Below are 26,869 nucleotides of genomic sequence, written 5' to 3'. Positions count from 1 at the left end.
GCCATGACTGAGTGAATTGGTTAATATGCTGCAAAGGTATTAGTTTTATCTGAAACTAATTCATAAATTGCAAAAAAATGTAACATTTCCTTCCTTTGTTCCTGCAAGTTTATCCGATTTTATCCGTAAGTTTGCATTCGCAAAAAAACTAATAACAGAAGACATGACCTACGACATTCCCACTCTGACCTCCGAGGCCGTCGGCCTGCTCAAGTCGCTGATCAGTATTCCATCCGTCAGCCGCGACGAAGCTCGTGCCGCCGACTGCCTGCAACAATACATCGAACAGCAAGGCATGCAGACCGGCCGCAAAGGCAACAACGTCTGGTGCCTCGGCCCCGGTTTCGACCTGAAGCGGCCCACACTGCTGCTCAATTCTCACATCGATACCGTGAAGCCCGTGCAGGGCTGGCGCAAAGACCCCTTCACCCCCCGCCTCGAACCCAACGGCAAGCTCTACGGTTTGGGGAGCAACGACGCGGGTGCCAGCGTGGTCAGCCTCCTGCAAGCGTTCCTCACGCTGAGTCGTACAACGCAAAAATACAATCTCATTTATCTGGCTTCGTGCGAAGAAGAAGTGTCCGGCCGCGAAGGCATCGAGAGCGTCTTGCCGCAATTGCCGCCTGTCAGCTTCGCCCTTGTGGGTGAGCCTACGGAAATGCAGCCTGCCATCGCCGAGAAGGGGTTGATGGTGCTCGATGTCACCGCTACCGGTCGTTCCGGCCACGCCGCCCGCGACGAGGGCGATAATGCTATCTATAAGGTATTGGAAGACATCGCCTGGTTCCGCGACTATCGGTTCGAGCGCGTTTCACCCCTGCTGGGTCCTGTGAAGATGAGCGTGACGATGGTTAGCGCCGGCACGCAGCACAACGTCGTCCCCGACCGCTGCACGTTCGTCGTAGACATTCGCAGCAACGAGTGCTATACCAACGAAGAACTGTTCGAAGAAATCAAGAAGCATATTCACTGTCAGCCGCAGGCCCGTTCGTTCCGTCTGGGCTCGTCGCACGTCCCGCCCGAGCATCCGCTGGTGCGCCGCGCCGTGGCGCTGGGCCGCACGCCCTTCGGCTCGCCCACATTGTCCGACCAGGCGCTGATGCCCTTCCCCTCCATGAAGATGGGGCCCGGCAAGAGCTCGCGCTCGCACACGGCGGACGAATTCATCTTTGTCCGCGAGATAGAAGAGGCTATCGGTCTGTATCTGGAACTGCTGGACGGGGCGGAGCTCTGAATCAGCGGTTGAGCCACGGTTCGGGGTTGAGTTTCTCCTTTTCCCGCCGTAGCTGGAAGTGGAGGACGGTGCGCCCGCCGTCTGCTCCGTCGGAGAAGATGGTGCCGAGCGTCTGCCCTGTCTTCACCGTGTCGTCCGCCTTCACCGAGGCTGTAGACAGGTTGCAGTAGACAGAAATGTAGGCGCCGTGGCGCACGAGGATGTTGAACAGTCCGTTCAGCTGGAACACGGCGGCCACCTTTCCGTTGAACACCGCCCGCGCCTGAGCTCCGGGCTTGGCCTGGATGTCGATGCCCTTGTTGTCGAGCTTCACGCCCCTAAGACCGGGCACGGTGTATTCGCCATAGTGGCTGGTGATGATGTAAGGACCCGTGACAGGCACAGGAAGTTTTCCGCGGTTGCTGGCGAAGCTGCCGGAGAGTTCGCGGTCGGCTTTGTTCATCGTGTATGCCTCCAGCGGCTTGGCTTTCGGTTTGGCGGCCGACGGACTTTCTGTTTTTTCTGCTTTCTTGCGGGCAGCCGCTTCGCGCCGCGCCTCTTCTTCGGCACGTTTGCGTGCTTTTTCTATTTCTTCGGCAATCAGGCGGTCGATGCGGGCGTTCAGCTGGTTGGCTTCCTTGCGTTTCTTGTTGATTTCGCTCTGTAGGCTACGCTGCTTCTTGCGCAAGCTGTCTACCAGGGCTTTTTGTTCTTTTTCCTGCCGTTCGAGCGTTGTTTTCTCGTTCTCGCGCTCTTTCAGGAGGTTTTCCTTAGCCTTGCGGGCTTCGGTCAGCTCGGCGCGCTTGTCGTTGATTTGTTTCTGTTTCTTTTGGATTTCTTCGCCCTGCATGCGCTGGTAGGAAGCATACTCGCGGACGTAGCGCAAGCGCCGGTAGGTCTGCTCCAGGGTCTGTGCGGAAAAAATGAACAGCAGCTTGTCCTGAATCGTATGGTTGCGGTAAAGGTAGTTGACCGAAGCCGCATATTTTGTTTTTTTATCTTTTAATTCTTTCTGTAGCTGATTGAGTTGCCGTTCCAGCGAGACCAGTTCGCGATCGATGGCATCCATGTCGCTGTTGATGGCCAGAATGTAGCGTTTACGTTCCTCGATCTGCCCCGTCAGGGCGGCTAGTCCTTTCAGCTGGCTACCTACATTCTTGGTTGTGGTTTGCAACAGGCTTTCCGATTCGGCAATCTGTTTCTGCAAAGCGCCGCGCTTACTTTCCAGCTCTTTGATGAGCTTGTTCGACTGAGCCATTAGAGGCAGCAGCAGACAAAGGCATCCAGCTAACGCACACAAGAACCGTTTCATAGGCTCATCAACATTTCAAGTAGTTCATGAAGTTCCACCTTTTGATAGCGGGAGGAAAGTTGTGTCGGAGTCAGGTTAAAAGGTTTGGTGGAAAAGTCTGTCAACTCTATTTTTCCTTTCTCCAGCGAAGGAATGCCCAGTTCACTACCGGTCAACGTATTCTTTCCACCGGGACGTGAAGCCGCATAAAGTAACTTTTCCAAGTGTTGGAAAGTCGCTTTCTTGGGAAGCATGCCTTTCAGTTCCTGACGTGAGGCCTGCACGTAGCGTTTGCCCATGCGGTCTACCAGGATTACTTCGTCGGGCGTGATGTCAATGCGCGCCACTTCGGAACGCAATATCGGCATGAGGAAGGAAAGTTGCATCCGTTCACCGTTCTTTAGTTTCATGGTGCCGTTAACTGTCAGAACAGCATCCTTGGTAGGCACGGTCAAAGTCACTTTGGACGAAAGATAGCCGGTTTCGTTGCTTTTACTCCCTGCTTGACGGGAAGTCTTACAACCGGCCAAGCCTATCAGCAAAGCCATTAGACACAATAGCGGCATAAATGGCCGCGTACGGAATTTATTCTTTACATTCATTTTTATTCAGTCTTTTTTCGGGTTCGCGGATGTATTTTCGTTGCTTTATCTTCTGTTTCAGTGTTTCCGAATCGCTGCCCATATCGAGTGCCTGCTGCCAATATTTCACAGCTTGTTCTACTTCGTTTACCATGTAATAAATGTCGCCGCAATGTTCTACTACTTCGGCGCTTTTTTCTTCATCACTCTTCATGGCTTGGTCGATATACAGGCGGGCTTGTACATAATTCTCTTTTTCGAACAGAATCCAGGCGTATGTATCCAGATAGGTCGCATTTTGAGGTTCGGCTTTCACCGTTTTATAGCTCATTTCTTCTGCTTTGTCCAGATTCTTGCGTTCCAAAGAAAGATAGTAAGCATAGTTGTTCAATGCTCCTATATTATTGGGGTTATAGACCAAGGCTGAATCGTAAGCGGCGTAGGCCTCTTCATTCTTGTCTTTTGTATGCCAGGCGTCGCCAATGATGGCATAAAAGTCGGATACAACTTCTTTTTTACTATCTTTAGTGACGTGCGTTAATGCTTTTTGACAAATAGCAAGTGCATCGTCTGTTCGTTCGGCTTGGTTGTAGGCGATAGCCAGGTAAAAATAGAATTCCAACATATCAGGGTTGGCTTCAACTCCAGCTTCACATAAACGGATGATTTCCTGATAATCTTCGCTACGAACAGCTTCGCCCAGTAGCGTCATACGAGCTGCCGTATTGGTCGGATCGATGTCGAGTACTTTGTTGAGTACAGGAATAGATTGTTTGTTCATGCCTTTTGACAGAAGGTATTGTGCGTATAGCATTGGCATGTTGGCATCATCAGATTCCTGTTCCATGATACGGTCGAACAAGGTTATGATACGAGTACTGTCTTGGCCAGCTTGTTCGTTCTGTACAATTAGTCGGCGCATAACTTCCAGTTTGGTGGCTGGTTCTACTTTCTTGTTCAGCAAGATGGTATCAAGCTGTTGGTTATAAAGTTCTTTTTGTCCGGTTTTCTCATAATAAGAAGCCATTGAATAGAGAGCCATCGCATTGTCTGGTTCTTCGGTCAGTACTTTTTGATAAAGAGTATAGGCTTCTTCTGTTTTGTTGTTATCCAAATAGACGTCTCCTAATACTACTTGATAGCGAAGATCATTAGGGTATTCACTCACTAAACTCTCTATTTCGCGGAATGCATTTTTACGATCGTCTTGTTGCAGGTAGATACGGAACTTTTCCATACTGATTTGTTCGCTTTTACCAAGCTTTTCTTCCAGTCGGTTAAGTAGTACCAGCACTTTGTCGTACAGTTGTTGGCGGTTATAGATATCCAGCAGATTGTAAATAGGATCTAGTTTGTCAGGAAAGCGTATTGTCATGTCTTCCAATAATACAGTGGCTTTCTCTGTGTTCTGTTGTTGCAGATAGAGATTGACTAATCCTTGTGCATACCAATAATTATCTGGAGCGTAATGCACTGCTTTTTCCAGTGAAATTACCGCTTGTTCTTCCTGTTTCAAGGCCATGTAAAACTGCGATAATTCGAACAGTGCTGAAGGAGCATTGGGACGGATACGTAGACAATGTTGTAATAGGTCGAAGGCGGCATCATATTTCTGCTGCGTTTTCATCCGTACTGCTTCCAGAAAAAAATAGTTATATTTGCGTTGGAGAGCTGGAGCCAAAGTATCTGCCATGACTATTGTTGTTGTGCTCGCGGAAATCTTTGTTCTGTTTCCTTCACGAACCATTCCGCATGACATCAATAGGCATATCGCAAGAATTGTTCCCAGCCATTTGTTCAGTTTGTATCTCATTACTCGATTTATTCGTTTTTTATTTACAGATTTCTACATACCTGTATGTCCGAAACCGCCAGCACCGCGTTGTGTTTCATCCAATACTTCTACTTCTTTCCAAATGGCTTGCTCATGACGGGCTATAACCATCTGTGCAATGCGTTCTCCGTCCTCAATAACAAATGGTTCGGCTGACAGATTGATCAGGATGACACATATTTCTCCTCGATAATCAGCATCTATCGTGCCGGGGGAGTTGAGCACCGTTATTCCTTTCTTTAGAGCCAATCCGCTGCGAGGGCGTACTTGTGCTTCAAAGCCAGGAGGAAGTGCAATGTACAGTCCAGTAGGTATCAGACAGCGTTGCATGGGTGCGAGAGTCATCGGTTCGGACAGGTTGGCACGTAAATCCATGCCTGCCGACAGTTCAGTGGCATAGGCTGGAAGCGGATGCTTTGAACGGTTGATAATCTGTACTTTCAGCATATTTGGTATCATCTAACTAATTTTATATACTTATTTTAATGGGCAAAAGTACGGATTTTGAAGCAAATAGTCATACATTTGCAGTTAAATATAAGTAACTGCATTCTTGTTTTCTCAAACGTCAAACTTATAAAAATCTAAGATGAATTGGAATACCCTTTTGTCAGCCAAGCGTTTCGGATTGGAAGAATTTCATCAGGAACGTCACGAGAATCGTTCAGAGTTTCAACGCGACTATGATCGCCTGGTCTTCTCAGCCCCTTTTCGTCGCTTACAGAACAAAACGCAGGTTTTTCCTTTACCGGGCAGTATTTTTGTGCACAATCGATTGACGCATAGCTTGGAAGTATCATGTGTGGGACGTTCATTGGGGAACGATGTTGCTAAAGGGATCTTGGCTAAGGAACCAGATTTACAGCAGAGTTTTCTTCCAGAAATAGGTTCTATTGTTTCAGCCGCTTGTTTGGCTCATGATTTAGGCAATCCGCCGTTTGGGCATTCAGGGGAACGGGCTATTTCTACTTTTTTCTCCGAAGGAAAAGGACTTATTTTAAAAGGTGAACTGACAGAGGCGCAGTGGGAGGACTTTACTCATTTTGAAGGGAATGCCAATGCTTTCCGTCTTCTAACTCATCAGTTTGAAGGAAGACGTCCAGGTGGTTTTGTACTGACCTATTCGACTTTGGCCAGCATTGTAAAATATCCCTTTTCATCGAGTTTGGCGGGAAAGAAATCTAAATTCGGTTTTTTCATCAGTGAAGAGGGAAGTTTCCGTCGTATTGCTGAGGAACTGGGCATGATAAAGTTGAATGAACAGCCGCTGAGATATGCTCGTCATCCATTGGTTTACTTGGTAGAGGCGGCTGACGATATCTGCTATCAGATGATGGATATTGAGGATGCGCATAAATTGAAAATATTGACTACAGACGAAACGAAAAGTTTGCTTCTTTCTTATTTTGACGATGAACGTAAGGCGCATATGGAACAGACGCTGAAGATCGTAAGTGATGTCAACGAACAGATTGCCTATCTGCGTTCCAGTGTCATCGGTTTGTTGATACGTGAATGTACCCAAGCTTTTTTGGATAACGAAAAGCAGATATTGGCGGGTAAGTTTGAGGGTACACTGATTAAACATATTAGTCCTCTTCCTGCTTCTGCTTATCATCTTTGCTCTGAAATATCGTTTGAGAAAATATATTGCTCGCGCGATGTACTCGATATTGAATTAGCAGGTTTTCGTATTATCGGTACGCTGCTGGAATTGATGACTGATGCTGTTTGTTCGCCTGAAAAAACTTATTCCAAACTGCTTATCAACCGGGTATCCAGCCAATATAACATAAAATCGCCCGTATTCTACGAAAGAATACAGGCGGTATTGGATTATATTTCGGGCATGACGGATGTCTTTGCCCTTGATCTTTATCGGAAAATAAACGGGAACAGTTTGCCGGAAATTAGCTGATGTTCCGTGCCTTTTCAGGCCTTCTTGTTGAACACGAAACGGTTCACATCTTGTTCGTTCTCTACAAACGATTGGATGTGGCGAATACGTTTTTCAGCTAAAATTTCATCGACAGCAATCAGGATGCCTGTTTCTTCTACATTGCCAAATTCATAATTGATAGCGGTACCGAACATGCGCATTGTGGGACTTAGGCTCATGTAGGCATTGACTAACGGGGGGATGTTGTAACCAAATTTTCTGATTTCAGCATTTAATATTTTGTAGTCTTCTTTGAATGAGTCTTTGCAGAATAATGCAGCCAAGTCGTTTTCATCTGCTTCTAATTTCAATGGTTCCATCGGAACAACTAACCCCTCCTTATCGCCAAAATGCTTATGCAGGAAGTAGAGAATCATGTCGCGACCCAAACGATGATAACTGGGGTACATGGTTACTTTGCCGAAGAAATACTTTACATTGGGCATGACGACCGTCAGTGCACCTAAACCATCCCACAAGTTGTCCAGTGCGAAAAGACCTTTGCTGTCTGTACGTGTGGATTGGTATTCCAAAGTGACGAATGAACGGCCTAGCTCAATGGTGGTAGGTAAGTATTCTTTCAAGAATTGTTCGGAGAAGTGGAACATGTGTGAAGTAGCCAAAATTGGGGCTCCCTGTTCGTCGAACCGAACGTCTGTTCCCAGCAGGTAGCGGTATCCACCCAGGATTTCCTCGGCTTCGGGGTTCCATACGATCAATTGCTTGTAGGGATTTTCCATGGTGTCGTATTCGTCTATGTCCATCGACATGCCGGTTCCACCACCAGCAGCTCGGAAAGCAATTTCTCGTAATCTGCCGATTTCTCTCATCGTGTTTGGGGCTTCATGTGCCGTAACGATGTATATCTGATTATGGCTGCGGTTTGTCATCCGTAAGCGCCTTTCTTCCGTCAGCTCCGCTTTCAGCAGTTCTTTGTCTACCGGTGCTATAATCTCTTCCATACTCATACCTATTTTTCTATAAACTCTGTGTCCTTACAATTTATATACGATATCCTTTACATACTGTGCCCATTGCGCGGGTGTCTTCGACTTGTCGAACGTTTGCCAGGGAATGGGTTTCCCGATGGTTACGGTAAAGGTCTTGTGTCGGTTTTTCAGCATTTCGTCGGCCAGATACAACATGGCGATGTTGAACTTGATTCCCAAGAACTTGCACAGGTTTGCCAAGTTGTAGAAAAAGTTGGAATTGCGTCCCTCGAAGTGGATGGGGACGACGTCGCGCTGATGTTCCACGCTTTTTACGATGAATGCCTTTTTCCAATCCAGATCAGCTATCACTCCGCCTTTCTGACGGCGGGAACAAAGGCCGGCGGGGAACATGATGAGCTGATTGTCTGACGCAAAACCGGCTTCTACCAGTTTAGGGAAGTCTTTGGCCTGGCGGCCGGTCTTGTTGATGGGAATGCAGAGGGGAGCCAGTCCGTGAAGGTTCATCAGCAGGTCGTTCACCAGATACTTCACCTTGCCGTCATAGTGTCGGCCCAGTATGTAGCCCAGGGAGATGCCGTCCTGTCCGCCCAACGGATGGTTGGAGACAAACGTGCACAGGCGGTCGTCCGGCAGGTTCTCGCGGCCTTTTACTTCGATCTTGGCATCGAGAAACTCCAGGCATGCTTCCAGAAAGTCGACTCCGACCTTGTCTTTCGATTCGCGCAGGAAGACGTTCAGCTCGTCTTGATGGACGATGTGCTTCAGGTACGAGACGACGAAACGGGGCACGTACTTTGATTGCTTCGGAGCTTTTTCCCGAAGGATCCTGTCAATGTCTATTAAAAACAAAGAGTCATCTGCCATTCTTGAATCCGGATAAAATAACTGCGCAAAATTAACGCTTCTTTTTAATTCCGTGCAAGACTTTGACAGAAAATACACCTGAAAACTGACAAAATACACCCAAAATCTATCAATAAACAGATTTTCCCCCTAAGTTTATCGGATTTCGGGTGACCGAATGCGTAAAGAGTCCGTATCATTGCATCGTCGGAACAAAAGTACGACAATTAATCATTTAACACGCACGTATAGTATGAACAGTGTAACATTTACAAAGGCTTTGGTGGGGATTCAAGACGATCTGCTCCGCTTTGCCTACAAGCTTACCGCAGACCGCGAAGACGCAAACGACCTCCTTCAGGAGACTTCCTTGAAAGCACTCGACAATGAAGATAAATATACACCTGAAACGAATTTTAAAGGATGGGTTTATACCATCATGCGCAATATCTTTATCAACAACTACCGCAAGATGATGCGTGACCAGACGTTCGTCGACCAGACGGAAAACCAGTATCACCTGAACACGCCCAGCGAGAGTTACGTGGAAAGCACCGAGACGGCCTACGACCTGAAAGAGATGCACCGCATCGTCAACGCCCTCCCCAAGGAATACCGCATCCCATTCTCCATGCACGTGGCGGGCTTCAAGTACCGTGAGATTGCCGAGAAGCTCGACCTCCCCTTGGGTACGGTGAAGAGCCGCATCTTCTTCACGCGCCAGCGGCTGCAACGCGAACTGAAGGACTTCGTCTGATACTCCCCAATCTCTATATATATGAAAGGACAAGCGTTTTTCGTGAGAAAAGGCTGTGTATATTTTTAGTTGTGCAAAGAAAAGGGCCGGCTTCGCTTCGAAGTCGGCTCTTTTCTTCAGGTCGGCAGGCGGAAAATCCCGATTGTCAGGCCAAAAACCGTGGTCGATGGGTAGAAAATCCCGATTTTCAAGCCGACAACCGCGGTAGATGGGCCGAATATCCTGAAAGTCGCCTGAAAACCGTGGTAAACGGGGCAAAAATCCCGATTTTCAAGCCGGCAACCGCGGTAGACGGGCCGAAAATCCCGAAAGTCGGCCAAAAACCGTGGTGGACGGGCGGAAAATCCCGATTGTCAGGCCGACAACTGCGGTGGACGGGTAGAAAATCCCGAAAGTTGCCCCCCCTCGTTCACTTAAAGTATCGTTCGCACAAGTCGGCGGAAACGTCTGCAAACAAAGGATTTAAAGCTGTTGAAAACTTGTTTATGGATTTTAGCGAAATCCTTGCCCGTAATTGTGGAGAAATGCGTACTTTTACAGCCGTTTATATAATTAAGGTGCAAATGGCTGAAAAAGAAACGACATACCACATCCCCGTGCTGCTGAAACCCAGCGTGGACGGCATGGACATCCGCCCGGACGGCACGTACGTCGACGTGACCTTCGGTGGCGGCGGACACTCGCGCGAAATCCTCTCCCGGCTGGGCGACGGCGGGCGGCTGCTGAGCTTCGACCAGGACGAGGATGCCGAACGTAACATCGTGGACGACCCGCACTTCACCTTCGTGCGCAGCAACTTCCGCTACCTGCACAACTTCCTGCGCTACTACGGCGTCGACCGTGTGGACGCCATTCTGGCCGACCTGGGCGTGTCGTCCCATCACTTCGACGACAGCGAACGAGGTTTCTCTTTCCGCTTCGACGGCCAGCTGGACATGCGCATGAACAAGCGTGCCGGCCTGACGGCGGCCGACGTGGTGAACACCTACGACGAGGAGCGCCTGGCCGACATCTTCTACCTCTACGGAGAGCTGAAGAACAGCCGCAAGCTGGCTTCCCTGCTGGCGAAGGCACGCGCCGTGCAGAAAATCGTCACCATCGGCGACTTTCTGGACATCGTCAAGCCCCTCTTCGGCCGCGAACGCGAGAAGAAGGAACTGGCCAAGGTATTCCAAGCCTTGCGCATCGAGGTGAATCAGGAGATGGAGGCCTTGAAGGAAATGCTCCGCGCCGCTACCGAGGCGTTGCGGCCGGGCGGTCGTCTGGTCGTCATCACCTACCACTCGCTGGAAGACCGCATGGTGAAGAATATCATGAAGACGGGCAACGTAGAGGGCCGCGCCGAGCAGGACTTCTACGGCAACGTGCAGACGCCTTTCCGACTGGTGAACAACAAGGTTATCGTGCCCGACGCCGAAGAGATAGCCCGCAACCCTCGTTCGCGCAGCGCCAAACTGAGAATAGCAGAAAAACGATGAAATAAAGGAGATATTGCAATGGAAACGACACAAGAAAACACCGTGCAGCCGGGCAAGAAGAAAAGCAAGCATGCTTCTTGGAAAAGCATTGTGGGCGGCGATATTCTGGCCACGGACTTCTTCCGCCGGCAGACGAAGTTGCTGGTGCTGGTTATGGTGCTTATCATCTTCTACATCCACAACCGCTACGCCTGCCAGCAGCAGATGATCGAGATCGACCGCCTGAAAAAGGAGCTGACCGACATCAAGTATGACGCCCTGACCCGCAGTTCCGAACTGATGGAGCGCAGCCGCCAGTCGCGCATCGAGGAGTACATCTCCACCCGTGAAAGCGATTTGCAGACGGCGACCAATCCTCCTTACCTGATAAAGTAAAACCACAATCCGCAACGAACACCATGGCTGTAAACAAAAAAAACATAATGACCCGCTACTTCTTCGTCGTGCTGCTGATGTCGCTCACGGGGATAGCGGTGGTAGTCAAGGCCGGCCTCATCATGTTTGCCGAGCAGGGCTACTGGAAAGACGTGGCCGACCGCTTCGTGCGCGAAGGCGTTCCTGTCAGGCCCAACCGCGGCAACATCCTTTCGGCCGACGGTAAGCTGATGGCCAGCTCCCTGCCCGAATACCGTATCTACATGGACTTCAAGGCCGGTGGACATCAGAAAGACACCATGCTGATGAATCACCTGACGGAAATCTGCGAAGGTCTTCATAAGATTTTCCCGGATCGGAGTGTTGCTCAGTTCAAGTCCCATCTGCTGAAGGGCCGCAAGAAAGGAAGCCGTAACTACCTGATTTATCCTAAGCGCATTTCCTACATTCAGTATAAGGAGGCCAAGCGTCTGCCCGTGTTCAATTTGAACAAATACAAAGGTGGTTTTCATGAGCTGGCCTACAACCAGCGTAAGAAACCGTTCGGTTCACTCGCTGCACGTACGCTGGGCGACGTGTATGCCGATACCGCTCAGGGTGCGAAGAATGGCATCGAGCTGGCTTTCGACTCCTTGCTGAAAGGTCGCGAAGGCATCACTCATCGTCAAAAGGTGATGAATAAGTACCTGAACATCGTGGATCGTCCGCCCGTGGATGGTTGCGATATCATCACCACTATCGACGTCGACATGCAGGATATCTGTGAAAAGGCGTTGGTCGACAAGTTGAAAGAGCTGGAAGCCGTGTCTGGCGTAGCCATCCTGATGGATGTACCCACAGGCGACGTGAAGGCTATTGTCAACATGACGCGCGGGCAGGACGGCAACTATTACGAGATGCGCAACCTCGCCATCAGCAACCTGCAGGAGCCGGGCTCCACCTTCAAGACCGCTTCCATCATGGTGGCGCTTGAGGATGGTAAAGTTACGCCCGACTACATCGTCGATACCGGCAACGGCATTAAGATGATGTACGGCCAGGCCATGCGCGACCACAACTGGCATCGTGGAGGTTATGGCGCCATCGACGTGAACCGCATCATGGAGGTGTCGTCCAACATTGGAGTGTCCAGCATCATCGACAAGTACTATAAGGACGATCCGCAAAAGTTTGTGGATGGCCTGAAGCGCATGAGTATTGACCAGCCGCTCCACCTGCAAATCCCAGGCGAAGGCACGCCCAATATCAAGGGTCCGAAGGAGAAATACTTTGCCAAGACCACCTTGCCATGGATGAGTATCGGCTACGAGGTGCAGTTGCCACCCATCAACATCTTGACCTTCTACAACGCCATCGCTAACAACGGAAAGATGGTTCGTCCCCGCTTCGTTACTAAGGCTGTGAAGGACGGCGATACAGTGGAAGAATTCCCTGTTGAGGTTATCAATGAGAAGATCTGTTCGGATCGCACTTTGGAGCAGATACGTATCATCTTGCGCAACGTCGTCGGTCACGGACTGGCCAAGCCGGCCGGCAGCGACCAGTTCAACGTATCGGGAAAGACCGGCACGGCACAGATCTCGCAGGGAGCGGCAGGCTACAAGAGCGGCGTGCGCAACCACTTGGTCAGCTTCTGTGGCTACTTCCCTTCGGAGCAGCCTCGCTACAGCTGCATTGTTTCTATTCAGATCAACAAAGGTATCGCCTCGGGTGGTGGAATGGCAGGAAGTGTTTTTGGCAAGATTGCAGAACGCGTCTATGCTAAGAATCTCCATTTTGACTTGAGTAATGCCGTAGATAGCACGACCAATGTTATTCCGGCAGTTAAGGCTGGCAATATGAATGAAACGGTCCGGGTGCTGGAAGGTCTGCAGGTACCAGTACAGAAGGATTTTAAGCTGTCGGCTAGTCAGACCACTTGGGGACATGCACAGCAATCACCCAATGCGGTTATCTTGCAGGCTGGAGAAGATAAAATGGGATTGGTGCCGAATGTGATAGGGATGGGAGCCAAAGACGCTGTCTATCTGCTGGAAAGCAAGGGGCTGCGTGTACAGCTTTATGGCATCGGCAGGGTGAGAAGCCAGTCCATAGCAGGAGGTAGCAGGTTGGTGAAAGGACAGACTGTTACCCTTCAACTAAGACAATAAAAGAATGAAAAGATATATGAAACTGAACGAACTTTTGAAAGCTATACAGCCGGTAGAAGTGGCCGGAAGTACAGACATCGAAATAACCGGGGTGAACATCGACTCGCGTCTGGTGGAAGGCGGTCATCTCTTTATGGCCATGCGTGGTACGCAGACCGACGGCCACACCTACATACCTTCGGCCATCACCAAAGGGGCAGTAGCCATCCTTTGCGAAGAAATGCCAGAGCAGAAGGAAGCCGATATCACCTACATCCTTGTGAAGGACTGCGAAGATGCCGTAGGCAAGATAGCGACGACCTTCTATGGCAATCCTACTTCGAAGCTGGAGCTGGTGGGTGTCACTGGTACCAATGGTAAGACAACCATTGCTACCTTATTATATAATGTATTCCGTTACTTCGGCTATAAGGTAGGTCTCATCTCTACCGTATGCAACTACATTGACGACGAACCGGTGCCTACCGATCATACGACGCCCGACCCCATTACGTTGAACCGACTCTTGGGGCAGATGGCGGATACCGGTTGCAAGTATGCCTTTATGGAGGTCAGTTCACATTCTATCGACCAAAAGCGCATCAGTGGCCTGCGTTTTGCCGGAGGCATCTTCACCAACTTGACGCGCGACCATCTGGATTATCATAAGACAGTGGAAAATTACCTGAAGGCTAAGAAGAAGTTTTTCGACGACATGCCTAAGAATGCCTTCAGTCTGACTAATTTGGACGACAAGAACGGACTGGTGATGACACAAAACACCCGTTCGCATGTATATACTTACTCGTTGCGCAGTTTGAGTGATTTCAAGGGTCGTGTATTGGAGTCACATTTTGAAGGTATGTTGCTCGATTTCAACAATCATGAAGTGGCTGTTCAGTTTATCGGACGTTTCAATGCTTCCAACCTGTTGGCGGTATTTGGTGCTGCCGTCTTGTTGGGCAAGAAAGAAGAAGATGTGCTGGTAGCGCTAAGTACCTTGCATCCGGTAGCTGGTCGTTTTGATGCCGTTCGTTCATCTGGCAAAGGCTTTACGGCGATTGTTGACTATGCCCATACACCCGATGCGCTGGTCAATGTGCTGAATGCCATTCACGGTGTGTTGGAAGGGAAAGGTAAAGTTATCACCGTGGTAGGAGCCGGCGGGAATCGCGACAAGGGCAAGCGTCCCATCATGGCAAAAGAAGCCGCCCGCTTGAGCGATCGCGTCATTATTACGAGTGATAATCCTCGTTTTGAGGAACCGCAAGATATCATTAACGACATGCTGGCTGGTCTCGATAAAGATGATATGCAGAAAACGCTTAGTATTGTTGATCGTCGCGAGGCTATTAAGACTGCCTGTATGCTGGCGCAGCCCGGAGATGTTGTATTGGTAGCTGGTAAGGGACATGAAAACTATCAGGAAATAAAGGGTGTGAAACATCATTTTGATGATAAGGAGGAACTCAAGAAGATTATGAACTGAAGATTGATTGTTAATTGTACATTGTAAATTATTCATTGTCATGTTATACTATTTATTCCATTGGCTCGACCAATATGACTTCCCTGGTGCAGGTATGTTTGGCTACACGTCGTTTCGTGCGTTGATGGCTATCATTCTGGCTCTGCTCATTTCCACTATCTGGGGAGATAAATTTATTCATCTGCTGAAACGAAAGCAGATTACTGAAACTCAGCGTGATGCTAGCATTGATCCTTTTGGTGTGAATAAGGTGGGTGTACCTAGTATGGGAGGAGTCATTATTATTTTTGCTACTCTTATTCCTTGTTTGTTATTGGGTAAGTTGGAAAATATCTACATGATACTGATGCTTATCACCACCGTCTGGTTGGGTTCACTGGGTTTTGCTGATGATTACATTAAGATATTCAAAAAGGATAAAGAGGGTCTGCACGGAAAATTCAAGATTATTGGCCAGGTGGGGCTTGGCTTGATTGTGGGGTTAACTCTCTATCTTAGTCCACAAGTTGTTATTCGTGAGAATATTGAAATGGAACAGCCGGATGGACAGATAGAAATTGTTCATGCTGCCAAGGAAATCAAGGCCACACAAACCACTATTCCGTTCTTTAAGAGTAATAACTTGGATTATGCTGATCTCATGGGTTTTCTAGGTGAGCATGCGCAGACTGCCGGATGGATATTATTCGTTCTTGTTACTATCTTTGTAGTTACAGCTGTAAGTAATGGCGCGAATTTGAATGACGGTATGGATGGCATGGCAGCTGGTAATTCGGCTATCATAGGATTGACATTAGGTATATTGGCTTATGTGTCTAGTCATATTGAGTATGCTGGTTATTTGAATATTATGTATATTCCTGGCTCAGAAGAGCTGGTAATCTTTGTTTGTGCTTTCATTGGTGCACTTATTGGTTTTCTATGGTACAATGCTTATCCAGCACAGGTATTCATGGGCGATACAGGTAGTCTCACCATTGGAGGTATCATTGCTGTTTTTGCTATCATTATCCACAAGGAATTACTGATTCCTATTCTTTGTGGAGTATTTTTGGTAGAAAATCTTTCGGTTATTTTGCAAAGAGTTTATTATAAAGCTGGTAAGCGGAAAGGAGTCAAACAACGTTTGTTCAAACGTACACCGATACACGATCATTTCCGTACCGGTATGAATCTGATAGAGCCGGGATGTCGTGTTGTATTTACCAAACCAGAACAGCTGTTCCATGAATCGAAGATTACCGTTCGTTTTTGGATTGTGACCATCATTTTGGCAGCTATTACTATTATTACGTTGAAGATCAGATAATATAGATATGAACAGAATTGTAGTTTTAGGAGCCGGCGAAAGCGGTGCAGGTGCTGCCGTGCTGGCAAAAGTGAAAGGTTTCGACACTTTTGTTTCAGACATGGGTGCCATCAAGGACAAGTACAAAGAACTGTTGAACAAGTATGATATTCCTTGGGAAGAAGGTGAACATACGGAAGAAAAGATTCTGAATGCCAATGAAGTCATCAAGAGCCCGGGTATTCCTAATGATGCTCCGCTGATATTGAAGTTGAAAGCGCAGGGTACGCCTGTTATTTCCGAGATAGAGTTTGCCGGACGTTATACGAATGCAAAAATGATTTGTATTACAGGATCGAACGGAAAGACGACAACCACTTCACTCATTTATCATATATTTAAGAGTGCCGGAATGAATGTCGGCTTGGCTGGTAATATTGGAAAAAGTTTGGCTTTGCAGGTTGCTACCGAGCAGTATGATTACTATGTTATTGAGTTGAGTAGCTTTCAATTGGATAACATGTATAAGTTCCGCGCTAATATTGCTGTACTAATGAACATTACTCCCGACCATCTGGATCGTTACGATCACTGTATGCAAAACTATGTAGATGCTAAATTCCGCATTACTCAGAATCAGACGGAAGAAGACGCCTTTGTTTATTGGAATGATGACCCCATTATTCGTCGCGAGTTAGCTAAACATGGGCTAAGGGCACAGTTATATCCTTTTTCTGCTGTTAAGGAAGATGGAGCTATTGCCTATGTGGAAGATGGAGAGGTGGAAATCAATACACCTATCGCTTTCAACATGGAACAAGAAGAACTGGCCTTGCGCGGTACACACAATTTGTATAATTCGCTGGCTGCTGGCATCTCGGCCAACCTGGCAGGCGTGAAGAATGAAGACATTCGGAAGGCCTTATCCGACTTTCAGGGAGTTCCTCACAGATTGGAAAAAGTTGCTACAGTACGTGGGGTACATTTTATCAACGATTCGAAAGCTACTAACGTTAACTCCTGCTGGTATGCCCTGCAAAGCATGACGACCAAGACTGTGTTGATATTGGGTGGAAAGGATAAAGGTAACGATTATAAGGAGATAGAGGATTTGGTGCGTGAGAAGTGTTCGGCATTGGTGTACTTGGGTTTGCATAACGAAAAGTTGCACGATTTCTTCGATCGTTTGGGACTGCCGGTAGCCGATGTACAGACTGGTATGAAGGATGCTGTAAACGCTGCCTACCATCTGGCCAAAAAAGGGGAAACAGTGTTGCTGAGTCCATGTTGTGCTTCGTTTGATCTTTTCAAGAGCTACGAAGATCGTGGTGATCAGTTCAAAGCATGCGTACGAAGTTTATAAACTGTTTTAAAACGAGATACGGACATCTTAAAATAGAATAACGTGGATCTATTAAAAAGCATATTCAAAGGTGACAAGGTGATATGGATTATCTTCTTGGTGCTCTGTCTTATTTCTATTACAGAAGTGTTTTCCGCAGCGTCTACACTTACTTATAAAAGTGGCGACCATTGGGGACCGATTACCCAACACACGATTCTGCTTTCCATTGGGGCATTGATTGTTGTGTTTGTGCATAATATTCCTTATAAATGGTTTCAGGCACTTCCATATCCCCTGCTGTTGGTTTCGGTTGTGCTATTGCTCTTTGTTATGATTACAGGTATTGTGACAGGTGACCGTATTAATGGCGCTGCCCGTTGGATGACTTTCATGGGGGTACAATTTCAGCCCTCAGAATTGGCTAAAATGGGTGTCATTATGGGAACGGCTGTAATTTTGTCGCATGGACAAGATGAATCGGGAGCATCCCCTAAAGCTTTTAAGCGCATCATGATCATGACATGTATTGTTTGTGGTCTTATTTTGCCGGAGAATTATTCAACTGGTGTATTGCTTTTTGGTACCGTTTATTTGATGATGTTTATCGGACGTGTACAAGCTAAAAAACTGATATTACTAGGAGGAGGTTTGATTGGTGCAGTAGTACTATTTGTGTCTTTTTTATTGGCTACACCTAATGATACATTGGAAAAGATTCCAATGGGACATCGTTTTACTACGGTGAAAGCACGTATTGTTGATTTTGCTTATGCTAAGGAAGTGCCTGCTGCAAAGTTTGATATTGATGGGGATGCTCAGGTAGCTCATGCTCGTATTGCTGTAGCTACCAGTCATGTTATCGGAAAAGGACCTGGTAATTCAGTCCAGCGCGACTTCCTTAGTCAAGCTTATTCAGATTTTATTTATGCTATTATTATTGAAGAACTGGGGCTTATTGGTGGTATTGTTGTCGTTTTTCTTTATATTTGTCTGTTGATACGTGTAGGACGTATTGCTAAGAAGTGCGACCGAACTTTTCCGGCCTTTTTGGTCATTGGTATAGCTCTTTTGCTAGTGACGCAGGCTTTGTTCAATATGATGGTAGCTGTAGGTTTAGCACCTGTTACAGGACAGCCGTTGCCACTTATTAGTAAAGGAGGTACCTCGACTTTTATTAACTGTGCTTATATTGGTATGATACTTAGTGTCAGTCGATATACTTCTCAGTTGGAAGAACAGAAACAACATGATGCTCAGATTTCGATGCAAGTGGAAGCTGCTGTTGCAGATGTCGCGTCTGTTCAGGTCCAGGAAGAGGCAGAAGAACCCACTTCAAAACTGTTAAACAGTGACAGTGAATTCAATTAGAAGAAGAATCCAAAAACAAAGGTGAAAATGAAGGATTACATTAATAATAAGGCTCCGCGTATTATTATCAGCGGTGGTGGTACAGGAGGACATATTTTCCCAGCTGTATCTATAGCCAATGCTATTCGTGAGTTGTGTCCCGAGGCTGAAATCCTTTTTGTAGGTGCAGAAGGAAGGATGGAGATGCAACGTGTGCCCGATGCCGGTTATCGTATTATTGGTTTACCGGTAGCAGGGTTTGACCGTCAGCATTTATGGAGGAACTTCTCTGTGATCCTTAAATTATTGCGTAGCCAATGGAAAGCACGCAAGATTATCAAGGAATTTCGTCCGCAAGTAGCGGTGGGTGTAGGTGGATATGCTAGTGGTCCTACATTGAAGACTGCAGGTATGATGGGTATACCAACTTTGATACAAGAGCAGAACTCTTACGCCGGAGTTACCAATAAATTATTGGCTCAGAAGGCAGATCGCATTTGCGTGGCTTATGAAGGCATGGAAAAGTTTTTTCCTTCTGAGAAGATTCTATTAACAGGGAATCCTGTAAGACAATCGTTACTAGATAATCAGATTACACGTGAAACTGCAGCTTCTGCATTTGGTTTTAATCCTAATTTGAAGACAGTGCTTGTATTAGGTGGAAGTTTGGGAGCACGTACTATCAATCAGACGTTGGCGGCAGGGTTAGCGCTTATGAAAGCACATCCTGAGGTGCAGTTTATTTGGCAAACAGGTAAGATATATATAGATCAGGTAAAAGCTGCCATTACTGCTTTTACGGGAGAAGCTGTGCGCAATGCACGAGTAGGTAGTATTCCTAACTTGTATGTGACGGACTTCATTAAGAATATGAATAATGCCTATACGTTGGCTGATTTGGTTATTTCACGTGCTGGAGCAGGTTCTATTTCAGAGTTCTGTCTCTTGGGTAAGCCGGTTATTCTTGTTCCTTCGCCTAATGTGGCTGAGGACCATCAGACAAAAAATGCGTTGGCATTGGTCAACAAGGATGCTGCTCTTTATGTGAAAGATGCCGAAGCGCAGGAAAAGTTGCTTGATACGGCTCTAGAGACCGTTGCAGATGATGAATTATTGAAGCAATTAAGTATAAATATTGCAAAGTTGGCTTTGCCTGACTCTGCTCGTATTATTGCTGAAGAAGTGTTGAAATTGATAAAATGAAGCATATTATTATGAATATAGAAACTATACAATCCGTTTATTTTGTTGGTGCCGGAGGGATCGGAATGAGTGCTTTGATACGTTACTTCCTTTCACTGGGCAAACGTGTGGCTGGATACGATCGTACACCCAGTGAACTGACAGCACGGCTTGTGGAAGAAGGAGCGGTTATTCATTATGAAGAAGATGTTAATCAAATACCAGAATGGTGTAGAGATGCAGCTACAACTTTGATTGTCTATACTCCGGCTATTCCGAATGAACATGCTGAATTGAATTATTTTCGTACGAACGGTTTTGAGATACATAAACGTGCTCAGGTATTGGGTATTATTACACGTAGCAGCAAGGCTCTTTGTGTGGCTGGTACACATGGTAAGACCACAACTAGTACGATGGCTGCACATTTACTTCAGCAATCGCATGTAGGTTGTACAGCTTTTTTAGGAGGTATCTCAAAAAATTACGGTACTAATTTGTTATTGTCACAGGAGAGTCCTTACACAGTTATTGAAGCTGATGAATTTGATCGTTCCTTTCACTGGTTGTCTCCTTATATGAGTGTTATTACTGCTACTGACCCTGACCATTTGGATATTTATGGTACTCGGGAGGCATATTTGGAAAGTTTTCGTCACTACACAACACTTATTCAACCAGGAGGAGCACTCATCCTTCACGAAGGACTTGCCTTGCAGCCCGATGTGCAGTCTGGCGTCAAGGTTTATACTTACAGCCGCGATCATGGTGACTTTCATGCTGAAAACATTCGTATTGGCGGAGGTGATATTTATGTGGACTTTGTGGCGCCTGATACGCGTATCTGTGATGTTCAATTGGGAGTACCTGTCAGCATTAATATAGATAATGGTGTAGCTGCTATGGCATTGGCCCATTTGAATGGTGTTACTGATGAAGAAATTAAGCGAGGCATGGCCAGTTTTCGTGGTGTAGATCGCCGTTTTGATTTTAAGCTGAAGACAGATCGTATTGTTTTTCTCAGTGACTATGCCCATCATCCGGCGGAAATTGCTCAGAGTGTACGATCTATTCGTGAATTATATCAGGATAAGAAGATAACGGCTATTTTCCAACCTCATCTCTATACACGTACGCGCGATTTTTATCATGAGTTTGCAGATAGTCTTTCGTTGCTTGATGAGGTGATTCTTACTGATATTTATCCTGCTCGTGAAGAGCCTATTCCAGGCGTTAGTAGCCAGCTCATTTATGATCAATTACGTCCTGGTATTGAAAAGTGTCTTTGTCGTAAAGAAGATGTACTTGCTTTGCTCGAAACAAAGGATATCGAAGTTCTGATTGTACTAGGTGCTGGTGATATGGATAACTATGTTCCTCAAATTACTCGTTTGCTGGAACAACGGCGTTAACAGATATATACGTAGCAAATTCATTTGAGTGTTATAATTGCGGATACAGTCAAGACATCAGAAATAACGAAGAAATATGATAAGAAGAATTTTACTGACAATTGTCCTGTTATTGGTCAGCGCCTATCTGATTGTAGCCGTTACCGCTTTTAATCGGAAACCTAAAGCGGCTGTTTGTTCCGATTTGGAATTGGTTATTAAGGATACTGTTTACGCTGGCTTCATTACCAAGAAGGAGGTTTTGTCCATGCTTCGCAAGGAAAAGCTTGATCCTGTAGGTCGCGATTTGGATGAAGTACGTACAGATCGTCTCGAGGAGGTTTTATCTGCTCATCCGCTTATCGATCGTGTAGAGTGCTACAAAACTCCCAGTGGGAAAGTATGTACAGAGGTTAGTCAACGTATTCCCATCATGCGTGTTATGAGCAGTCGTGGCAATAATTATTATTTGGATAACAAAGGAACAATTATGCCTCCTGGTGCAAAATGTGTGGCTCATGTCCCTTTGGCTACGGGACATATAGAAAAGTCTTTTGCCATGGAGAAATTATATAAGTTTGGTGTATTTTTGCAGCAGAATCCTTTTTGGGATGCTCAGATTGAACAAATTTATATTTGTGCAGATCAGACTGTTGAACTCGTGCCTCGTGTAGGCGACCATCTCATATATTTGGGTGAATTAAAGGACTATGATCGCAAGTTGGACCGTCTTAAGGAATTCTACCAAAAAGCCCTAAATAAAGTGGGATGGAATAAATATTCACGTATTAATGTAGAGTTTGATAACCAGATTATTTGCACCAAACGAGATTGAATACAGGAAAGATTAATAAAACAATAATAATGGAGATATATGGCAACAACAGAATTCATCGCAGCCATTGAGCTCAGTTCTTCTAAGATTTCCGGCATTGCCGGACGTAGGAACAGTGACGGAAGTATTCAAGTGTTGGCCTATGCCACTGAGGAGGCATCCTCTTTTGTTCGCAAAGGGGCTGTTTATAACATTGGTAAAGCTGCACAGGCATTGACTACTATCATTAACCGGCTGGAAGATCAACTCAAAAGCCCTATTGCGAAAGTCTATGCTGGTATTGGTGGGCAGTCTTTACGTACTGTCAAAAATGTCGTAAGCCGCACACCTGAAGCAGAAGTTATTTCGCAGGAACTTATCGATACCCTTTGTGACGAAAACCTGGCTTGTCCCATTGTCGACATGGATATTCTCGACGTGGCGCCACAAGAATATAAGATAGACAATAATCTTTATGCTGATCCTGTAGGTGTTACCGGTAAATTTATTACTGGACAGTTCCTTAATATCATGGCTCGTTCTTCGCTCAAGAAGAATCTTGAATTGAGTTTTGAACAAGCTAAGATTGAGTTTGCTGACCTGCTAACAGCTCCCACTGCTTTGGCTCAAGCTGTCTTGACGGAGAATGAGCTTCGTTCAGGGTGTGCGCTTATTGATTTGGGTGCAGACACCACTACAGTTATGGTTTATAAAAATAATATCTTACGTTATCTTAGTGTGATTCCTTTAGGTGGTAGTAACATCACCCGTGACATCACCACCTTGAAAATGGAAGATGAAGAGGCTGAAAAGTTAAAACTTAGCTATGGAGATGCTCTTTACAAAGAAGACGAAGAGACGGAAACGCCTGCTGCGTGTACAACAGAAGATGGACGGAGTATTCTTCTTACGGAGTTGAACGAGATTGTTGCTGCACGTACAGAAGAAATCTTGGCTAATGTTTGGAATCAACTTCAGCTTTCTGGTTATGAAGACAAGCTTTTAGCCGGTATTGTGCTGACTGGAGGTACTTCCAATTTGCGTAATATTGAGGGCGCGATGCTTAAGGTTTGTAAGGTAAGTAAAATTAGAATTGCTTCTTCTGTTCAGGAAACGATCCGTGGCTATAATGAGCAGATTAAGAAAAACGGAACACAAAATACCCTTTTGGCTTTGCTCATTGCTGGTAAGGATAACTGTTGCTTACAGGAAGGACCACATCCTGTACAATCCGGGCCAGTTAAACCAACCGATATGTTTAAGGATGATGAAACTCTGAAAGCTCAGGAAGAAGAGAACCGTCGTAAACGTGAAGAGGAGGAGAAGAAGAAGAAGGAGGAAGAGAAGCGTAAGAAGGAAGAAGAGAAACGGAGAAAAGAACAGGAAAGAAAGAATAAATCCAACTGGTTCAAGTCCAAGATTGATACTTTGACCAAAGAATTGTTTGACGATGATAAGATGTAACCATTAAAAGCAGATAGCATATGGACGATATAATTAAAGATTTTGGTTTCGCTACCGATTCACCGAAGATTATCAAAGTCATCGGAGTAGGGGGAGGAGGCGGTAATGCTGTTAACCACATGTATCGTGAAGGTATCCACGATGTAGCCTTCGTGGTATGTAATACCGATCGTAAAGCTCTTGAGGAATCCCCCGTTCCTGTAAAGCTCCAGCTGGGACACGAAGGACTGGGAGCAGGTAATCGCCCGAATAAGGCTAAAGAAGCTACCGAAGAAAGTATTGAGGAAGTAAAGGATATGCTGAACGACGGTACGAAGATGGTTTTCATCACTGCAGGTATGGGAGGAGGAACTGGTACAGGAGCTGCACCGACTATTGCTCGTATCGCCAAGGAAATGGACATCCTCACCGTGGGCATTGTTACCATTCCCTTCCGCTGGGAGGGCGATAAGAAGATTGACCAAGCCTTAGACGGAGTCGAGGAAATCAGTCGCCATGTCGATGCCTTGCTGGTTATCAATAATGAGAAATTAGGTGAGATATATTCTGATCTTTCTGTGACCAGTGCTTTTGCCAAAGCCAATGACACGTTACTTATCGCAGCCAAGAGCATTGCTGAAATCATTACTATGCGAGGTATTATCAACCTTGACTTTAATGATGTAAAAACCGTGATGAAAGATGGAGGTGTAGCTATTATGAGTACCGGATATGGCGAAGGGGAAAATCGTGTAAGCGAAGCCATTAAGAATGCTCAGCATTCACCTCTGCTTAATAACAATGATATTTTCAACTCGAAAAAGGTGCTGCTTAATATCTCTTATAGTCCTGATCATGAATTGATGATGAGTGAGATGGATGAAATAAAGGATTTCATGAATCGCTTCAATCGTGATTTTGAAACAAAATTCGGCATGGTGGAGGATAAGGAATTAGGCGAACGTGTAAAAATCACTCTCCTTGCTACAGGTTTTGGTATTCAAGATATCCACATGCAGGAGATGGACGCTCGTTTGAGTCAACGTAGTGCTGAAGAACAGCAGCGCCTGGCCGAACTGGAGGAAGAGGAAGAACAACGTCGTACACGCCGTGAAACCTACTATGGAAAGGATGCAAATAACCGTGCACAACGTACACGTCGTCGCCATCTTTATATATTCTCTCCTGAAGATTTAGATAATGCAGAAGTGGTGGCAATGGTTGAGAATTCACCTACTTATTTGCGTGATAAGACTACGCTGAATGCTATCAAGGCTAAGGCTGAGGAACAGAATCAGCAAGCTGCTCAAGAGGCTGGAGGTACAGAAGATGGGGGAATTATCAGTTTTGTATAAACTCGATTATTAATTAAAACTTATATTGATACAATGGATCTATTTGAGAAAGTCAGCGAAGACATTAAAACCGCAATGAAGGCTAAGGACAAAGTGGCCCTTGATACTTTGAGAAATATTAAGAAAGTGTTTCTGGAAGCCAAAACAGCTCCGGGTGCTAATGATATTCTGACAGACGATGCTGCATTGAAAATCATTCAAAAACTGGTGAAACAGGGTAAGGATGCCGCTGAAATCTATGTACAACAAGGACGTCAGGATTTGGCTGACGGTGAATTGGCACAGGTAAAAGTTATGGAAGCTTATCTGCCTAAACAGATGACTCCTGAAGAACTGGAAGCTGCCTTGAAAGAAATCATTGCCGAGGTAGGTGCTACGAGCGGCAAGGAAATGGGTAAAGTGATGGGCGTGGCCAGCAAGAAGTTGGCCGGATTGGCTGAAGGTCGTGCCATTTCTGCTAAAGTAAAAGAATTGCTAGGATAATTCTTCTTCCAGGTAAAGTGAAGCCCGTTATCTTCGTTTAGGATCTCGTATAGGAGTCGGACGAAAATAACGGGCTTTTATTGTGTGATGTCATTAATTCCCGTCGGGTTTCTCTATTTCCGTAAAGGGAGAATCATCCCAATGGAAATTGTCGGGATTGTCGGGATGAGCAGGATCGAAAGTAGGGAATGGCTTCAAATGACGTGCCAAATCCGGTACTTGTGTTTTCAGTCCTTCTACGATGCAGCGGGCTATCTCGTAAGCGCCATAGGGATTGAAATGGGTATTGTCTGCGAAATCCTGTGTCTGACCTGGGTAGGAGCCTGCAGGATAGTGAACAAAAGCACGTTTCGAAGGTTCTACACCCATAGCTTCATAGAGTGTGCGGGTCATTTCGTTTAAATCAATCAATGGCACATTTTCCTTCTCAGCCAGCCAACGCATAGCTTCAGGATAGTCTTCATGAGTATCGCGAATGTGGCCGTCGGGACCAAAAGATCGTCGCTGGGTTGGTGTTACCAAAACAGGATGTGCACCACGTAGACGAGCTTCGTCAATAAAAGTCTTCAGGCTGGTCATGAATGAATAGTAGGCACCTTTACCCGGACCTTTTTGTTTTTGGTCATTGTGGCCGAATTCCATGAACAGGTAGTCGCCCTTTTTCATTTGGCTCAAGGCTTTTTTTAATCGACCGGCGGCAATAAAGGTATTGGCACTTTCGCCACTTTCTGCATAGTTGGCTATACAAACATTGGTGTCAAAAAAGTAGGGAATCATTTGTCCCCAGCTAGCCCATGGTTCGTTATCCTGATCGACAACAGTACTGTTACCGCAGAGGAAGACGGTAGTAACTGTTGTGTCGGCAGGTTCTATGGTAATGCTTTCACACACAGGTACACTACCGTTGAATTCTAAAGTCAGTTTGTCGTCCCAGTTCAATTTTCGTTTTTCTCTGGGCTTTATGCGTACGTATTCGTTGCCATCGATGTGGGTATTCCGTTTGTTGACAATAAAAGTACGCTCAATAAATTCTTTCTTTTTGGTTGGTACGCTTTCGATGAACAAACGGCGTGATTCTGCTCTGACAGTAGTAATGCCTGCTTGCTTGCGGCTGCCTAAACGGACAGTTACTTTATAATTCCCATCGGGTACACGAACTGAAAAGAAAAATGGTGATTTACTGTCTTTGGCAGGGGTTTCTACCAGATCATAGCCGTAGCCTGTTTCTTCACTGTAGCGTGGAGCTTCGTCCAGAAGATAGGTCTTCGTTCCGGTTTGAGCAGTTGCCGACACCCCAAGTCCTAATAGGGGAATCCATAAATACTTTTTCATCATATTA

Annotated in this window: 23 protein-coding genes; 16 read left to right on the top strand and 7 right to left on the bottom strand. The window is 46.1% G+C overall.

Going from position 1 to position 26,869, the window contains the following annotated elements; all coding sequences use genetic code 11:
• Positions 1–163 precede the first annotated feature (163 nt).
• Positions 164–1,234 carry a M20 family metallo-hydrolase gene (locus HF894_RS08635; protein ID WP_204971676.1) on the top strand — a complete coding sequence of 357 codons (1,071 nt, stop codon included), beginning with the start codon at positions 164–166 and terminating at the stop codon, positions 1,232–1,234.
• Position 1,235: 1 nt separating this feature from the next.
• Here the strand turns inward: HF894_RS08635 and HF894_RS08630 are convergent, their stop codons facing one another.
• The 4 genes from HF894_RS08630 to dut are packed head-to-tail and all read right to left on the bottom strand — an operon-like array spanning position 1,236 to position 5,363.
• Positions 1,236–2,525 carry a murein hydrolase activator EnvC family protein gene (locus HF894_RS08630; protein ID WP_204971648.1) on the bottom strand — a complete coding sequence of 430 codons (1,290 nt, stop codon included), beginning with the start codon at positions 2,523–2,525 and terminating at the stop codon, positions 1,236–1,238.
• Positions 2,522–3,106, bottom strand: a complete 585-nt coding sequence (locus HF894_RS08625) for a DUF4292 domain-containing protein (protein ID WP_204971647.1) — start codon at positions 3,104–3,106, stop codon at positions 2,522–2,524. The genes HF894_RS08630 and HF894_RS08625 overlap by 4 nt, the downstream gene beginning before the upstream one ends.
• Positions 3,090–4,898, bottom strand: coding sequence for a tetratricopeptide repeat protein (locus HF894_RS08620; RefSeq protein WP_204971646.1), 1,809 nt, complete (start codon positions 4,896–4,898; stop codon positions 3,090–3,092). Before HF894_RS08620 ends, HF894_RS08625 begins: the two co-directional genes overlap by 17 nt.
• Before the next feature lie 33 nt (positions 4,899–4,931).
• Positions 4,932–5,363, bottom strand: a complete 432-nt coding sequence (gene dut / locus HF894_RS08615; RefSeq protein WP_075319191.1) for a dUTP diphosphatase — start codon at positions 5,361–5,363, stop codon at positions 4,932–4,934.
• A 145-nt stretch (positions 5,364–5,508) separates the two neighbouring features.
• Here dut and HF894_RS08610 point away from each other — a divergent pair, with 145 nt between their 5' ends.
• A complete protein-coding gene (locus HF894_RS08610; RefSeq protein ID WP_204971645.1) occupies positions 5,509–6,837 on the top strand; it encodes a deoxyguanosinetriphosphate triphosphohydrolase in 1,329 nt (442 codons plus the stop codon).
• Between the two features lie 14 nt (positions 6,838–6,851).
• On the opposite strand, the gene HF894_RS08605 is transcribed toward HF894_RS08610, so the two are convergent.
• Positions 6,852–7,820 carry a GNAT family N-acetyltransferase gene (locus HF894_RS08605; protein WP_021848811.1) on the bottom strand — a complete coding sequence of 323 codons (969 nt, stop codon included), beginning with the start codon at positions 7,818–7,820 and terminating at the stop codon, positions 6,852–6,854.
• Positions 7,821–7,853: 33 nt separating this feature from the next.
• On the bottom strand, positions 7,854–8,675 hold the full coding sequence (locus HF894_RS08600) for a 1-acyl-sn-glycerol-3-phosphate acyltransferase (RefSeq protein WP_021848812.1): 822 nt from the start codon (positions 8,673–8,675) through the stop codon (positions 7,854–7,856).
• Positions 8,676–8,907: 232 nt separating this feature from the next.
• Between HF894_RS08600 and HF894_RS08595 the strand changes: the two genes are divergently transcribed.
• From HF894_RS08595 to HF894_RS08530, 14 genes are all read left to right on the top strand, one after another.
• Positions 8,908–9,411, top strand: a complete 504-nt coding sequence (locus HF894_RS08595; RefSeq protein ID WP_075318303.1) for an RNA polymerase sigma factor — start codon at positions 8,908–8,910, stop codon at positions 9,409–9,411.
• 563 nt (positions 9,412–9,974) lie between these two features.
• Positions 9,975–10,889, top strand: a complete 915-nt coding sequence (gene rsmH, locus HF894_RS08590; protein ID WP_204971644.1) for a 16S rRNA (cytosine(1402)-N(4))-methyltransferase RsmH — start codon at positions 9,975–9,977, stop codon at positions 10,887–10,889.
• 18 nt (positions 10,890–10,907) lie between these two features.
• Positions 10,908–11,264 (top strand): FtsL-like putative cell division protein, encoded by a 357-nt coding sequence (locus tag HF894_RS08585; RefSeq protein WP_021848815.1) that lies wholly within the window; start codon positions 10,908–10,910, stop codon positions 11,262–11,264.
• A gap of 23 nt (positions 11,265–11,287) precedes the next feature.
• The gene (locus HF894_RS08580; RefSeq protein ID WP_246593180.1) at positions 11,288–13,414 is read left to right on the top strand and encodes a penicillin-binding protein; all 2,127 of its coding nucleotides are present in this window, start codon (positions 11,288–11,290) and stop codon (positions 13,412–13,414) included.
• A gap of 16 nt (positions 13,415–13,430) precedes the next feature.
• Positions 13,431–14,882: a UDP-N-acetylmuramoyl-L-alanyl-D-glutamate--2,6-diaminopimelate ligase gene (locus HF894_RS08575; RefSeq protein ID WP_204971643.1), complete on the top strand. Its 1,452-nt coding sequence runs from the start codon at positions 13,431–13,433 to the stop codon at positions 14,880–14,882.
• Between the two features lie 40 nt (positions 14,883–14,922).
• Positions 14,923–16,191 (top strand): phospho-N-acetylmuramoyl-pentapeptide-transferase, encoded by a 1,269-nt coding sequence (mraY, locus tag HF894_RS08570; RefSeq protein ID WP_021848818.1) that lies wholly within the window; start codon positions 14,923–14,925, stop codon positions 16,189–16,191.
• A gap of 7 nt (positions 16,192–16,198) precedes the next feature.
• Positions 16,199–17,533 carry a UDP-N-acetylmuramoyl-L-alanine--D-glutamate ligase gene (murD, locus tag HF894_RS08565; protein WP_021848819.1) on the top strand — a complete coding sequence of 445 codons (1,335 nt, stop codon included), beginning with the start codon at positions 16,199–16,201 and terminating at the stop codon, positions 17,531–17,533.
• Between the two features lie 42 nt (positions 17,534–17,575).
• Positions 17,576–18,883, top strand: a complete 1,308-nt coding sequence (locus HF894_RS08560) for an FtsW/RodA/SpoVE family cell cycle protein (RefSeq protein ID WP_075318304.1) — start codon at positions 17,576–17,578, stop codon at positions 18,881–18,883.
• Between the two features lie 27 nt (positions 18,884–18,910).
• The gene (gene murG / locus HF894_RS08555) at positions 18,911–20,065 is read left to right on the top strand and encodes an undecaprenyldiphospho-muramoylpentapeptide beta-N-acetylglucosaminyltransferase (RefSeq protein WP_204969579.1); all 1,155 of its coding nucleotides are present in this window, start codon (positions 18,911–18,913) and stop codon (positions 20,063–20,065) included.
• 11 nt (positions 20,066–20,076) lie between these two features.
• On the top strand, positions 20,077–21,456 hold the full coding sequence (gene murC, locus HF894_RS08550; protein WP_204971642.1) for a UDP-N-acetylmuramate--L-alanine ligase: 1,380 nt from the start codon (positions 20,077–20,079) through the stop codon (positions 21,454–21,456).
• A gap of 76 nt (positions 21,457–21,532) precedes the next feature.
• The gene (locus tag HF894_RS08545; RefSeq protein ID WP_021848823.1) at positions 21,533–22,270 is read left to right on the top strand and encodes a cell division protein FtsQ/DivIB; all 738 of its coding nucleotides are present in this window, start codon (positions 21,533–21,535) and stop codon (positions 22,268–22,270) included.
• 39 nt (positions 22,271–22,309) lie between these two features.
• Positions 22,310–23,713, top strand: a complete 1,404-nt coding sequence (gene ftsA, locus HF894_RS08540) for a cell division protein FtsA (RefSeq protein ID WP_204971641.1) — start codon at positions 22,310–22,312, stop codon at positions 23,711–23,713.
• Positions 23,714–23,733: 20 nt separating this feature from the next.
• Positions 23,734–25,047, top strand: a complete 1,314-nt coding sequence (gene ftsZ, locus HF894_RS08535) for a cell division protein FtsZ (protein ID WP_021848825.1) — start codon at positions 23,734–23,736, stop codon at positions 25,045–25,047.
• Positions 25,048–25,080: 33 nt separating this feature from the next.
• Positions 25,081–25,530: a GatB/YqeY domain-containing protein gene (locus HF894_RS08530; RefSeq protein WP_021848826.1), complete on the top strand. Its 450-nt coding sequence runs from the start codon at positions 25,081–25,083 to the stop codon at positions 25,528–25,530.
• 93 nt (positions 25,531–25,623) lie between these two features.
• On the opposite strand, the gene HF894_RS08525 is transcribed toward HF894_RS08530, so the two are convergent.
• Positions 25,624–26,865 (bottom strand): rhamnogalacturonan acetylesterase, encoded by a 1,242-nt coding sequence (locus tag HF894_RS08525; protein WP_111936077.1) that lies wholly within the window; start codon positions 26,863–26,865, stop codon positions 25,624–25,626.
• Positions 26,866–26,869 lie beyond the last annotated feature (4 nt).

Source organism: Caecibacteroides pullorum (genome assembly GCF_019239235.1).
Taxonomy (GTDB): Bacteria; Bacteroidota; Bacteroidia; order Bacteroidales; family Bacteroidaceae; genus Bacteroides; species Bacteroides pullorum.
The sequence above is the reverse complement of the archived record's forward strand: the minus strand, read 5'-3'. Positions and strand labels throughout refer to the sequence as shown.

Bases quoted from the DNA above. Each gene is read 5' to 3' on its own strand.
- HF894_RS08630 (WP_204971648.1), bottom strand. From the start codon at position 2,525: ATGAAACGGTTCTTGTGTGCGTTAGCTGGATGCCTTTGTCTGCTGCTG.
- HF894_RS08620 (WP_204971646.1), bottom strand. From the start codon at position 4,898: ATGAGATACAAACTGAACAAATGGCTGGGAACAATTCTTGCGATATGC.
- ftsA (WP_204971641.1), top strand. From the start codon at position 22,310: ATGGCAACAACAGAATTCATCGCAGCCATTGAGCTCAGTTCTTCTAAG.
- rsmH (WP_204971644.1), top strand. From the start codon at position 9,975: ATGGCTGAAAAAGAAACGACATACCACATCCCCGTGCTGCTGAAACCC.
- ftsZ (WP_021848825.1), top strand. From the start codon at position 23,734: ATGGACGATATAATTAAAGATTTTGGTTTCGCTACCGATTCACCGAAG.
- HF894_RS08545 (WP_021848823.1), top strand. From the start codon at position 21,533: ATGATAAGAAGAATTTTACTGACAATTGTCCTGTTATTGGTCAGCGCC.
- HF894_RS08635 (WP_204971676.1), top strand. From the start codon at position 164: ATGACCTACGACATTCCCACTCTGACCTCCGAGGCCGTCGGCCTGCTC.
- HF894_RS08600 (WP_021848812.1), bottom strand. From the start codon at position 8,675: ATGGCAGATGACTCTTTGTTTTTAATAGACATTGACAGGATCCTTCGG.
- mraY (WP_021848818.1), top strand. From the start codon at position 14,923: ATGTTATACTATTTATTCCATTGGCTCGACCAATATGACTTCCCTGGT.
- murG (WP_204969579.1), top strand. From the start codon at position 18,911: ATGAAGGATTACATTAATAATAAGGCTCCGCGTATTATTATCAGCGGT.
- HF894_RS08625 (WP_204971647.1), bottom strand. From the start codon at position 3,106: ATGAATGTAAAGAATAAATTCCGTACGCGGCCATTTATGCCGCTATTG.
- HF894_RS08530 (WP_021848826.1), top strand. From the start codon at position 25,081: ATGGATCTATTTGAGAAAGTCAGCGAAGACATTAAAACCGCAATGAAG.
- murC (WP_204971642.1), top strand. From the start codon at position 20,077: ATGAATATAGAAACTATACAATCCGTTTATTTTGTTGGTGCCGGAGGG.
- HF894_RS08580 (WP_246593180.1), top strand. From the start codon at position 11,288: ATGGCTGTAAACAAAAAAAACATAATGACCCGCTACTTCTTCGTCGTG.
- murD (WP_021848819.1), top strand. From the start codon at position 16,199: ATGAACAGAATTGTAGTTTTAGGAGCCGGCGAAAGCGGTGCAGGTGCT.
- HF894_RS08575 (WP_204971643.1), top strand. From the start codon at position 13,431: ATGAAACTGAACGAACTTTTGAAAGCTATACAGCCGGTAGAAGTGGCC.
- HF894_RS08610 (WP_204971645.1), top strand. From the start codon at position 5,509: ATGAATTGGAATACCCTTTTGTCAGCCAAGCGTTTCGGATTGGAAGAA.
- HF894_RS08585 (WP_021848815.1), top strand. From the start codon at position 10,908: ATGGAAACGACACAAGAAAACACCGTGCAGCCGGGCAAGAAGAAAAGC.
- HF894_RS08595 (WP_075318303.1), top strand. From the start codon at position 8,908: ATGAACAGTGTAACATTTACAAAGGCTTTGGTGGGGATTCAAGACGAT.
- HF894_RS08605 (WP_021848811.1), bottom strand. From the start codon at position 7,820: ATGGAAGAGATTATAGCACCGGTAGACAAAGAACTGCTGAAAGCGGAG.
- HF894_RS08525 (WP_111936077.1), bottom strand. From the start codon at position 26,865: ATGATGAAAAAGTATTTATGGATTCCCCTATTAGGACTTGGGGTGTCG.